Consider the following 12,552-nt stretch of genomic DNA (forward strand, 5'->3'; position numbering starts at 1 on the left):
AGGGAAATTAGGTTATGAAACACAAAGGACTCATACGTTCTCATGAGATGGAATTCGCATTTTTATACCGCATCTCTGATCTCGTAGTCATCGTCTCGTTTATGCTGTTTTTGGTTGTCAAAGATGCCAACACGTCACTCTACAAAGATTACGTTATCCTATCTTTCGTAGGCAGCGTTTCTTTCCTCATCATGGCTGAGAGCGGAAAGCTATATCGTTCTTGGCGCACCAGTTCATTTAAAGAACAAATATTTATCCTGTGCATTTCATGGTTAGTGACCTGCACCTTCCTGTTTATGGTTCTGTACTTTTCTCAAGTACATGTCTTGTTCGAGCGCTACATTCTTGCATCTTGGTTCTTAATTACACCAGTACTACTTCTTTCTTGGCGCGTTGCGTTTCGTGCGGTCTTGGCATACATGAGAAAGATGGGCTACAACACTAGAACTGCAATCATTATTGGTCAAACGCCACACGGTTTAACACTTGCAAATGAACTAGAAAGCCACACAGAGCATGGTGTCTTATTTGATGGTTTCTACGATGAGCGCTCTAAAGACCGATTGCCAGAATCCGAATACCCAATAAAAGGCAATGTTGGTCTAGCCTTAGAACGAGCTAAACGCGGTGAAGTGGATTACGTTTATATCGCTATGCCAATGCACGCTAACGAGCGTATTGCATCATTCCTGACTCAGTTTTCAGACACCACGGCGAACACTTACCTTATCCCTGATTTCTTTACCTACAACTTACTGCACTCTCGTTGGGATCAAATAGGTCAAGTTCAAACACTCAGCGTTTTCGATACACCTTTCGCTGGTATTTCATCATGGGTAAAACGTCTAGAAGATATTGTTTTATCAAGCATTATCTTGCTTCTTATTTCACCAATCCTACTCGCAATTGCTATCGGCATTAAAGCTACATCTAAAGGTCCGGTTATCTTTAAGCAATTCCGCTACGGATTGGATGGCAGAAAAATTGAAGTTTGGAAGTTCCGTTCAATGACCACGATGGAGCAAGGGAACGACGTAAAACAAGCCACCAAAAACGATCCTCGCATTACACCATTTGGTGGATTCCTACGTCGCACTTCTCTTGATGAACTGCCCCAGTTTATCAATGTTCTGCAAGGCACGATGTCGATTGTCGGTCCGCGTCCGCATGCGGTTTCACACAATGAGGAATATCGCCAAATCGTCGACCGTTACATGTTAAGACACAAAGTAAAACCAGGCATCACAGGCTGGGCGCAAATCAATGGCTACCGTGGTGAGACCGATACACTCGATAAAATGGAAAAGCGTGTCGAGTTCGATTTGGATTACATCCACCAATGGTCAGTTTGGATGGACATCAAAATCATCTTCCTGACGATATTCAAAGGATTTACAGGTTCAAATGCGTACTAAGTCGATCATGATAAAAAAGACGTACTTGGGGGTTGTTCTAGTACTAAGCTCTGCTGCTTCAATGGCAGAACCGATGGCTTACAGAACCGAATCAGGCATTGAGTTTATTCCTACCGTAGGCGTGTTTTATGAAGGCAATGACAACATTGCGAAAGCTGACCAAGGTGAAAACGTTGAATCAGTAAATATTTGGGGTGTTGAGCCAAGCCTATTAACAAAGATTGAACGCAATCAATACCGTGCAGACTTGCTTTATAAGTTAAGCGCGGGCTTCTCCTCTGATGAACAAAATGATTACGATGATCATCTTATTCAATTCACTAACTTCTTTGAGTTTAATCATCGTAACCGCTTGGTCTTGGATTACCAATTTCGCGCTCAGCATGAAGAAAAAGGTGAAGAGTTTACTGAGGGGCAAGGAAACAAAATTACCGATCCGTTGGAGTTTCATCGCAATGTTTTCAGATCCAATTACATATTGGGCTCTGACGGTTCAAAAGGACGGTTTGAGTTTGGTATAGGTTACCAAGATAAAACCTATCAGAACTACCGTGATGGACTGCCAGGAAAGCCTGACTCTAAAACCAAATACAACGACTTTCGAGCGCCGAGCGCGCATCTCGAATTTTATTTGCGCGCCACACCCAGGACTTATTGGTTAATCGGAACAAAACAAACCTTAACAGATTATCAAACAGATAATCCAAATGTACCTTCCAAAGATAATCACTCGGGCTTCTATTACACCGGTGCTCAGTGGGAAGTCACGGGGAAAACACAAGGTATCGCGCGATTGGGTTACCAAATAAAGGACTTCGATAGTCATCAAAGAGAAACCTTCGAGGGATTTAGTTGGGATATCGGATTGGAATGGCAACCACAGGAACACACGCTCCTGACCTTAAAGACGACTCAAGCTGCGGTTAGCCCAGATCAGGATGGCGATTACAACTTGCAAACTCGTTATACGCTAGCGCTCAAGCAAGATTGGAACAGCTACTTAACCACACGTTTAGAAGCACTCTATCAGCAAGATGACTATACCGGCGTCACACGTAACGAGGATCGCTACGCCTTGTCCGCAGGTGTGGATTATCAAATTAAGCGCTGGGTACTACTTAAGGCAGATTGGCGCTATCAAGATAAAAACTCCAACTTGCAGGGCTATAGTTTTGACCAAAACGTTTGGTCTATCAGTGCCCGATTCTCTTTATAACAAGGAATATCAATGAACCTTTTAACAACGCTGCTTGGCTTAACGCTGGTTCTATTTAGCGCCTTTGTTTCGGCAAATACCAGTGAGCAAGATTATTTGCTCGATACAGGCGATACCATTTCTGTACAAGTGTATGGCGAAGAAGATCTGACGATAAAAAACATCCTAATTACGTCAGATGGCTACTTCGATTACCCATACCTAGGACGCATCAAGGCGATCAACAAAACACCAAAACAGCTGAAATACGAAATAGAAACCGGGCTAAAAGGTGATTACCTCATTAACCCTAAAGTCATGGTCACAATCAACAGCTTTCGACTTTTCTATGTGAACGGTGAAGTAAGAAAACCAGGTGGGTTTGAATATCAACCAGGGCTCACCATAGAAAAAGCGATCGCTCTAGCCGGTGGTTTGACCGATCGAGCATCAAGAAAAAGTATCAACCTTACCCAACATGCAACAGGTAAAACTGTTGAAAGCGTCAACATGCAGCGCTCGGTAGAGCCTGGCGACATTGTATTTATCGATCAGAGCTTCTTCTAATGACAGGCAATTCAATGAACGGAATTCATTCTACTCATCCTTCTTCCAATCGCATCGAGTTGATTCGTTTTGGGCATCACTACCGAACACTTAAAAAGAATTGGTTAAGCATTTTAGCGTTTACCATCATCTTTTCTCTCACTTGCACTTGGTATATCTATTCGAAAAAGTCGGTATACCAAGCCACTGCTACCCTTCTTATTCAAGAAGAGCAAAAAAGTGCACTCTCAATTGAAGAAGTGTACGGCGTGGACACCACTAAAAAAGAGTACTTTCAAACTCAAATCGCCATTCTTAAATCAAATCACATTGCCGACAAAGTGATTACTCAGCTTAACTTAACCCAGCACCCTGAGTTCACAGGGTCAAGTAGATTTGAGCAGAAAATCGATGAGATTAAGTCCATCCCACTAGTACAAGATGTGTTACGAGTGTCTCCAAACCCTGAAGAAACTCAACAGCATGCAAAGCCATACTACCAAGCTCTTCAAGCATTCAAAGAGAAGCTAGAGATCGAACCTGTACGTAACACTCAGCTAGTGAAAATTCGCTTTCGCTCTACTGATCCCGAGCTTGCTACCAAGATTGCGAATGCCGTCGGTCAGGCATACATCGATACCAACTTCGAAGCCAAGCTAGTAATTACTCAAAACGCAGCGACTTGGTTGACCAATAACTCACAAAAGCTAGAACAACGCTTGAGAACGTCTGAGCAAGCGCTACAAGACTTCTTATTGCAAGAAGGTCTTATTGATATCAATGGTATTGATGATATCTACGCCAGTGAACTCGAAGAGCTAAGCCGCAAGTTAAATGCCGCGATTAACAACCGTATTGAAGCGCAGACTCTGATCGACCTTTTGAAGCGTAAATCTTCACAAGACTTAGATAGCCTTCTGTCTATCGACGAATTTGCAAACCAAGCGCAGATCCGCGATCTTAAACTTTCTGAAGCTCAAGCTGAGAAAAATGTCTCTGAGCTTTCTCAACGCTATGGACCAAAGCATGACCGTATGGTTCAAGCTAGGGCTCAGCTAGATTCAATTCGCACCCGAACTCAACAGCTGATTCGCGAAATCTCATTCAGCAAACAACAAGACTTACTCGCAGCGAAAGCGCAAGAAGATATGCTTCGCGCGGAATTAGACAGCAAAAAGTCAGATTTCCAAATGTTAGGCTCCCAAAAAGCCAAGTATGAGCAACTGAAGCGAGAGGTCGAATCGAACAAAGATTTGTATGAAGCGTTTTTGAACCGCGAGAAAGAGACCAGCGCCACTAGCGATTACAAAAACGTCACTGCGCGTTTTACTGATCCAGCAATCATTCCGCTTTTCCCGATTGCGCCACAACGTATGAAGCTGGTGTTAATTGCGACCTTCTTTGGTTTTGCTATTGCCTGTGCGCTTGTCATCATTTTAGAAACATTGCGTGAAGTGATTCGTACTTCTTCAGATGTACAAGAAAAGCTGGGTGTCACCTGCCTAGGCACAATACCAAGAGTGAAAAAGCGTAATCTACGCAAAGGTGGGGTGAGCTATACCGCTTATCTCGACAAAGATGAGAAACTGTTCAGCGAAGCCTGCCGCTCGGTCAGAACCTCTCTCCTGCTCAGATTAACAAACTCGAAACAGAGAGTGCTCCCTTTCACTTCAGCTATTCCAGAAGAAGGCAAAACATCAACGAGCATCAATATGGCAGTGTCTTTTTCCACCATGGAGAAAGTCTTGATCATCGATTGTGACTTACGCAGACCATCGATCGCCAAACGTTTTAATATCTCGGAGTCGAGCCCTGGACTCACCAATATCCTTACGATGGATACATCGCTAAGTGAGTGTATTGTTCGCAGCGAGGAGGCGAATCTAGATGTATTGCCTGCAGGGATTATTCCACCAAACCCACAAGAGTTGTTGGCATCCGATCGTTTCGACAAATTGATCGAATACCTCAAGGGGAAATATGACCGCATCATTATTGATACGCCTCCACTGCTATCAGTGAGCGATGCACTCATTCTAGGTAAGAAAGCAAACGGATTAATTACGGTAATCCGATCAGAATCGACCAAGGCATCATTGGTTAACGCAGCGCTATCTAAACAAATTCAACACTCAGTTCCTTCGCTTGGCGTTCTGATTACTCAGGCAAAATCAAAGGAAGGAGAAGCGAATTATGTCCAGCAGTACGCCTATTAGCCTTAGCATGCAGTGGTACCAACTGTTAAAGGAGCAGGACAGCCCGGTACTGATTTATCAAATGGGAAAAGTGGGGTCGAGCGCGTTGGAGAAATCGATTCCAAAATCGATTCATCTACACGATCTGATGTCTATCGATGCAGAAAAACAGATATCTCCAGTTCGTGCACAACTGCATAACCCTGCGACTAACTACATCAAGCGCTTATTAAAGCGCTTGATCATGAGTCGCATGCTCAAGCGTAAGAAACAAGTCCGCATCATTTCTTTAGTGCGTGAGCCGATTGGTCGAAACATATCCATGTTCTTCCAATCCCTACCATTCTGGATGGCGGCAAAGTACTTAAACGATGACAGTGCAGTACGCTCTGAACGTTCTCAATTGTTACATGAAGCTTTTGAGGAGCATGTAAACCATCAATATCCATTGGAATGGTTTGATAATGAAATCAAGCCACTCACTGGCATCGACGTGTTTACACACCCTTTTGATCATGAGCTTGGATATCAAGTTTACCAAAAGGACAACTTCTCTCTTATGGTTGTTCGTGTCGATAAACTCGATCAGTCACAAAAAGCAATTAGCACCTTTTTACAACAAGAAGTAAAGGTGCAGCATGACAACCAAGCCGATAACAAGTGGTACTCCCCTCTTCTTGTTGAATTTAAACGTACTTTTCATCCCAAAGTAGCGCTCATTGAAGAAATGCTCACTTCTAAATTCACTAAGCATTTCTTTTCTGCATCTGAGATCGAAAAGTTCAAAAAAGATTACTTATCTGCCTAATTATGAAAACAAAAATACTTCACATCATCAATGACTTATCCAAAAATGGGGGCGCGCAAAAATTCCTTGTGGATCTTGTGATGGAACACGCACCTCAATACGATATAAAGATTCTTGTATTGTGCGATGACAACGACTATCTGGACTTGTTATCTGCTCAAGGCATCGAATGTTTTAACTGGAAAACGCTTTCACTAAAAGAAAAGTGGTCACTGTTGCGTTGGCCTGATTTAGTTCATGGTCACCTATATCCTTCCATCTATCTCGCGCTATTAGCTGTGGGGAAAAAACGAATTCAAACCGAGCATTGTTCTTATAACCGCCGCCGTGACTACCCCCTATTCAAATTCATGGAACACCTGCTTTACAGAGGTCATAACCTTACTGTTAGCATCAGTGAAAAAGTGCAAGAAGAGCTCGTGAAATTCATGCCTCACTACCAACACAAATATCGTGTTGTACACAATGGCGTTGATCTCGAACGTTTTCCAATGGTCGCAAAGTCCGCCAGTTCAGTGCTACAAAAGCCAGTTATTAATATCGGTATGGTCGGAAGACTGCATGAGCATAAAGACCATGAAACCTTGATTCGTGCGACTGCCCTAATGCCGACCAATTATGAGCTTCACTTAGCGGGAGATGGTAGTAAACGCACCGAACTACAGTCTCTTAGTCATCAACTCAATATTGCCGAAAGGGTTCATTTTCACGGCATCATCTCTGATATTCCGTCATTCCTGAGCGACATCGACGTATACGTCCAGTCTTCTAAAGTGGAAGGCTTCGGTTTAGCTGCGGTTGAGGCGATGGCAGCAGGTTTGCCAGTATTGTCTTCTGACGTACCTGGATTAGATGAAGTCATGGGCAGCAGCGAATACCTGTTTGATCTGGGAGATTCAAAGCAACTTGCCCACAAATTAACTCAACTTTGCACCACCCAAGAAATGTACAACAGAGCAAGCGAGTACTCAGTTAATCGCGCCAAGTTATACACCATCGACAAATTCCGAGACGGTTACTATGGACTTTACCAGCAACTCTGCACCAGTAAGTAGTCGCATCTCATTACTGGCAGCAATTACGCTCTCCCTCTTTTTCGCACCATTTAAAGTGGGAGCAGGTAGCCTCGTACTCGCACCTTCCGATATTGCAAGCTTGCTCTCGATCGGTTTGGTGGCTCTTATCATACTGGAAGGTAAAACCCATGCATTGCTACATCCTCGCATGGGCTTCTTATTACTGTTTACCAGCTATGTTTTTGTCAATGGACTTCTTAATCGTGTCCCATTTATGCCTTTGGTTACGGAGACAGTTCAATGGGTTGCCATATTAAGTTTGCTGTGTTTGCTTTACGCCTACGGTGTCTTTAACGACGACCGAATCATGGTCTATTTTACATACAGCTTACTGGTGATTTGCTCTCTTGTTTCGCTGTGGCACTTCTCACAAGGCTACCAGAGTGGATTCAAGCTATTGGGCGTGAGTAAGTACGCCTTCGGTGTTCTCTGCTCCCTACTCTACCTTTACAGAGACAAAATCCGCGCCTTTCCCCTATTAATGCTATTTGCATTCGTACTACTGGTTCTTTCTCAAGAGAGAAAAGCGTTGCTCGGTTTTTGTTTGTTGGTTTTTATGGATCAACTGGTGATCAAGCGATTAGTACGACAAACCATCAGTGAGACCTACACTTGGACTGTTCTGATTGGGGTAAGTTTGGTCATCTTCTTCGTCGTATCAACAACGCTTTACGTGGGTTTTGACCAGCTTGCAGACAAGCTCGAAATTACTCAAGAAGACATCCTATTTGCCAACCAAAGTGAAGCGCGTTGGGTCTCCAATTTACACCGTAAATTGCTCTTGGCAAACGGGTTAGACATCTTGCTTCAATATCCAATTTTAGGTGTCGGAGCAAAGATGTTACCTCACTACATGATCAACTACTTTAACTACGATGAGTTAGCGATTTACACCCACAACTTTGTTCTAGATACCTCTATCGAATACGGGCTATTAGGCATTTTGTTGTTATTTGGTGGTTATGTGCACTTTATGAAGGGCTGTTTCAACTCATTGGAAGAGAATAGAAAGAGCTTCCTACTCGCAATCTACGCTCTAATCATGGTGTTTTTTGTCGCCGTGAATACCACCATCATTTTAATACTTTTACTACCCGTCATGATCAGTAAAGCAAGGCATTATAACCTCCAGCAAGAGACAACCGTTTCGGCAGAGTTCCACTCTCAACCTGCTCATGATTCAAAACCCAATTAACTGATTTCGCCACCAACCAACAAATAGAAATGGCGAAGAGCAAACAATTTAAAGCTATCAAGGATAGGATAAATGAAATATTCAATCTCTCGACAATTTGAGAAAAACCGAGAACTTCAAGCAGACAATTTCGTGCTGGTTTACCAAATGGGTAAAGTCGGTTCGTCGTCTATTGAGCATACTTTGAGTGAGCGTAAAATTCCGAGCTACCACATCCACACGTTTGATGATCACGAAGAGTTCCAGATGTACCACAATAAAAAAGATGTGAGTAAATTCTTCGACTTTAAAAAACGCACCATGTATCGCCTTGTTCTCAACAAAAGAAAACGCATCTTACAAAAGCGCGACAACATCAAGATTGTGACTCTGGTACGTGACCCAATTGCAACGGTTTTCTCCCGCTTTTTCCAAGACCTGCATATTCAATTCATCGAAGGCAAGAAAAACGACGCTATCCATCGCGATATGGATGTGACTTACAAACATTTAGAGCATTGCTTCGATAACTACCTTAACCTTAATTATTTTGCTAACTGGTTCGATAACGAGCTTAAACGTAACTTCAACATCGATGTACTTCGCCAAGAGATTGATAACACTCAACCTTTTTATACATTCAGTAATGAAAAAGCGAGTGTCATTCTAATTAAATGCGAACAGCTGAGCTCCCTTGATAAAGAGATCGGTGAGTTTCTTCAGCTTGATGATTTTATTCTTAAAAACAGCAACGAAGCAAAGAACAAGTGGTATTCCAATATCCATCAGTACTTTAAAGAGCGTTACGACTTCTCCAAGCTTTTCTACATGTACGATCTTCCTCTTTATCGTCACCTTTACTCAGAGCAAGATCGTGAAGCATTTAAGAACAAGTGGAAGCAAACTCCAGGGACCAAAGCATAATGAAAAAAGTACTGCACATAACCGAAGCTTTTGGCGGTGGGGTTCAAACAGCACTCTACAGCTACGTTCACTCTTCGCGTAGCGAAGCATTCGAACATTCATTGCTTGCTCGTGCTCGCTCAAATGATATGACTAATGAATCAAGCAACCATGTCTTTAGCCACACAAAATGGGTAGAGGGCAACTTATTGCAATTCATGAAGGACGCAAACGCATTCATTGCGGAGATCAAGCCAGATTTTGTTCACTTGCACTCAAGTAAAGCGGGCTTCCTCGGTCGATTCTTAAAGCTCGGTCATGCTCGCCTTATCTACACGCCCCACTGTTATGCATTTGAACGTGAAGATATTTCCAATTTTGCCAAACAGATTTACAAGACGTTAGAAAAAATCGCGCTCAAAAAAATCGATGTTGTTGCTGGGTGCAGTCAACGCGAATGCGATTTAGCCATCAGCATAGGCGCTAAGCGCGCTGAGTTACTCAATAACTACGTAACCTATGGTAGCGAAGAGCGCAGTCCAAATACTAACAAAACTCAACTGAAATTGGTCATTCTAGGACGAGTCGCTCCACAAAAAGATCCTCAGTTCTTGCTTGATACACTCGGTCAAATCAAAAAGGCTGAGTTAGCACATGATATTGATATCACTTGGATTGGTGGCGGCGAGAGAGAGCTTGAAGATCAGTTACGTGCACAAGGTATTAAAGTCACGGGCATGATTCCACGAGATGAAGTCGTTAGCCTACTCAAAACTTCGGATTTGTACTTACATACTGCTGCTTGGGAAGGTATGCCGCTGACCATTCTTGAAGCGGCGAAGCTGCATTTACCTATGGTCATTCGCTCTATCGGTGCCACCAAAGATCTTAACTACCCTTTCTTGGCACAAGGTCCACAAGAGATGGCAAAACAAATCACCCATTGCATTAATCACTACCACGATATTGACTTCAATCAGTACTCAAAGGAGCTCAATGAAACATTTAGTGAAGAAAAACAACGAATCGCGCTAATCAGCATTTACAGCTAGAGGATCAAATGCTTCAACAACTACAACAAAAGCGCGCAGCCACTCAGAACAAGGAAAAAAGTCTGTTTTCCCTCGGCTTTCAAACCGCAGTTACCCGTGTTCTGAGTGCTGGTTTTGCGTTTCTTTTAACGCTCATCGTTTCCCGAGTCACAGATGCATCGACATCAGGGCAGTTTTTCTTTTTGTTTAATCTCGCTTACTTCACTGCCATTATTTCTCAGTTAGGATTTGATGTTTCGCTTGTTAAGTACAACGCTATTGGTTTCTCGAATAACAATAGTGAGGAACAGAGCAACAACTACCGTATCGCGCTAGCACGAAGTCTGTTGTTTAGTGTAGCAGCGTGTACTTTTATCTACTTGGCATTCAACTTTTTCCCTAAACACGTAAACACAACTGGCGTTTCCGACGCTGCACTGGCACTTGCTTTGTTGTCGATCCCATTACTCGTTATTGGACAGACAAATAGTCGAGTATTGCAAGCCTCTAGACGAGTTGTCCCCTCGCTATTTGCGTTACAACTCGGCGTGAGCTTCTTTATGGTTGCGCTGGTATTAGTGGCTCAGAGAGCTTACTCAATTGATGCGGACCTCCTTATGATTTTACTCGTCATAGCAACAGGAGCTGTCGCTCTCCAATCGAGCATCAAATGGCTTAAGTCTGATCAATATAGTCATGGGAAAACGGAGAAAAATACCGAGCTAACCTATTCAGCAAAACAAGTTTGGTTTGGCAGCATCTTTTCCAATTTGGTTCAATGGGGCAGCTTGGTCATTGCGGGTTTCTTTCTCGCGACTTCCGATCTTGGCTTACTTGCAGCAGCACAACGCACCTCATTACTCATTGGCTTTGTGTTAGTCACAATTAACTTCGTCGTCGCTCCGATGTTTGCTTCACTCTATAAGGAAGGAAAACTAGATCGACTGCAAAGCCTTAGTCGTTTGGCATGCCGTGCAAATATTGGCGCAGCAATGATTCCCGTGGTTGTGTGCGTCGCCTTTCCTGAGTTTGTTATGCAACTGTTTGGCAAAGAGTTTACTGCAGCTGCGCCCTTACTCGTTGCATTGTCGCTAGGACAACTAGTGAATGTAGCAACAGGTTCAGTCGGGTTTTTATTGCTTATGAGTGGACATGAAAAGACCATGAAATACATCACTATCGTATCTGGTGTCATCTCCATTACATTACTGGTCACGCTCTCTCAATGGTACGGCGTATTAGGCGCAGCTTGGGCAATGGCGATAGGTTTAGCAATCCAAAACTTAGCCGCACTCTACTTCGTGAAACGTTATCTTGGCTTTTTTCCAGTGGGGTAAATATGACAAATACGATTGCACGAATTAGCTTTATCGGAGTGTTACTACTGACGATTTCTCTATCGCTTTGGAAGAGTTCTGATATCAGTCATGTCACGTACCAAAATCTAGAGAATTATGTCGGCGGCTCAAGTACGTTACATTTTACCTTTAGCCTTTTGATTGGTTTTCTAGCCGTGTTTAACTTCCCTAAATGGGTGACAGCAACAAACGCGGACATGTTTGGTATTCGGTTACTGATCGTCCTATTGTTTATCGTCTCTTTAGAGGAGTTCAGCCAATTGTTTATCGCAACTCGCTCCTTCAGTTTTGATGACTTAAGCACTAATTGGATCGGTATTATATTAGGTTATTTCTGCGCCAAACTTATAAAACTCATTGTTAAACAATAACATTTTCGGCGCACTCAACACTCTAAAGCGACAAACTATACGCCTCGAAATAGCAACTCAACATAGGCGTCTTTGGTGAGCACTTTTTTGGATATTTTTCTTAAAGGGCGAGATATACTCTCGCCCTATTACATTAATATGAGCATCGGTTATGTCTTCGCATCCAACTAAAATCACCTTCTTTGAATTCCTAACACCACTTATCACTGCAGGTAAAAAGACAATCACGATTCGTGATGAATCAGAAAGCCACTACGTGCCCAATACCGAAGTGGAAGTGTTTACCTTAGAAACAGATCGCAAGGTATGCGACATTAAAATCCTGTCAGTAGCACCACTGAAGTTTGATGACATCAACGAGTTCCACGCAGAACAAGAAGCGATTGAACTGCCAAAACTGAAAGAACTTATCCGTGAGATCTACCCAAATATCAATGAGCTGTATGTGATTGAATACGAACTGATCAAGTAAGATTCACA

General features: G+C 42.9%; 12 protein-coding genes. All 12 read left to right on the forward strand.

Going from position 1 to position 12,552, the window contains the following annotated elements; translation table 11 throughout:
• Positions 1-14 precede the first annotated feature (14 nt).
• The 12 genes from OH459_RS15060 (at position 15) to yqfB (ending at position 12,544) form a co-directional block, all read left to right on the forward strand.
• A complete protein-coding gene (locus tag OH459_RS15060; protein WP_005453401.1) occupies positions 15-1,415 on the forward strand; it encodes an undecaprenyl-phosphate glucose phosphotransferase in 1,401 nt (466 codons plus the stop codon).
• Complete coding sequence (locus OH459_RS15065; protein ID WP_005453399.1) at positions 1,405-2,631, forward strand: outer membrane beta-barrel protein; 1,227 nt, start codon at positions 1,405-1,407, stop codon at positions 2,629-2,631. The genes OH459_RS15060 and OH459_RS15065 overlap by 11 nt, the downstream gene beginning before the upstream one ends.
• A gap of 12 nt (positions 2,632-2,643) precedes the next feature.
• Positions 2,644-3,177, forward strand: coding sequence for a polysaccharide biosynthesis/export family protein (locus OH459_RS15070; RefSeq protein ID WP_005453398.1), 534 nt, complete (start codon positions 2,644-2,646; stop codon positions 3,175-3,177).
• Positions 3,177-5,372: a GumC family protein gene (locus OH459_RS15075; RefSeq protein WP_005453395.1), complete on the forward strand. Its 2,196-nt coding sequence runs from the start codon at positions 3,177-3,179 to the stop codon at positions 5,370-5,372. The genes OH459_RS15070 and OH459_RS15075 overlap by 1 nt, the downstream gene beginning before the upstream one ends.
• On the forward strand, positions 5,350-6,159 hold the full coding sequence (locus OH459_RS15080; RefSeq protein WP_017188677.1) for a putative capsular polysaccharide synthesis family protein: 810 nt from the start codon (positions 5,350-5,352) through the stop codon (positions 6,157-6,159). The genes OH459_RS15075 and OH459_RS15080 overlap by 23 nt, the downstream gene beginning before the upstream one ends.
• Positions 6,160-6,161: 2 nt before the next feature.
• On the forward strand, positions 6,162-7,214 hold the full coding sequence (locus tag OH459_RS15085) for a glycosyltransferase (protein WP_009697146.1): 1,053 nt from the start codon (positions 6,162-6,164) through the stop codon (positions 7,212-7,214).
• Complete coding sequence (locus OH459_RS15090; protein ID WP_269987518.1) at positions 7,180-8,430, forward strand: O-antigen ligase family protein; 1,251 nt, start codon at positions 7,180-7,182, stop codon at positions 8,428-8,430. Before OH459_RS15085 ends, OH459_RS15090 begins: the two co-directional genes overlap by 35 nt.
• 72 nt (positions 8,431-8,502) lie before the next feature.
• Positions 8,503-9,333: a putative capsular polysaccharide synthesis family protein gene (locus OH459_RS15095; RefSeq protein WP_050936119.1), complete on the forward strand. Its 831-nt coding sequence runs from the start codon at positions 8,503-8,505 to the stop codon at positions 9,331-9,333.
• Entirely contained in the window at positions 9,333-10,364 is a 1,032-nt protein-coding gene (locus OH459_RS15100) for a glycosyltransferase (protein ID WP_009697149.1), read from the forward strand. The genes OH459_RS15095 and OH459_RS15100 overlap by 1 nt, the downstream gene beginning before the upstream one ends.
• An 8-nt stretch (positions 10,365-10,372) precedes the next feature.
• Positions 10,373-11,680: an oligosaccharide flippase family protein gene (locus tag OH459_RS15105; protein WP_017188673.1), complete on the forward strand. Its 1,308-nt coding sequence runs from the start codon at positions 10,373-10,375 to the stop codon at positions 11,678-11,680.
• A gap of 2 nt (positions 11,681-11,682) precedes the next feature.
• On the forward strand, positions 11,683-12,072 hold the full coding sequence (locus OH459_RS15110; protein WP_050908213.1) for a VanZ family protein: 390 nt from the start codon (positions 11,683-11,685) through the stop codon (positions 12,070-12,072).
• Between the two features lie 151 nt (positions 12,073-12,223).
• A complete protein-coding gene (gene yqfB / locus OH459_RS15115; protein ID WP_010645058.1) occupies positions 12,224-12,544 on the forward strand; it encodes a N(4)-acetylcytidine aminohydrolase in 321 nt (106 codons plus the stop codon).
• Positions 12,545-12,552: the final 8 nt, after the last annotated feature.

It is taken from the genome of Vibrio sp. MM46 (genome assembly GCF_027587135.1).
Classification (GTDB): domain Bacteria; phylum Pseudomonadota; class Gammaproteobacteria; order Enterobacterales; family Vibrionaceae; genus Vibrio; species Vibrio harveyi.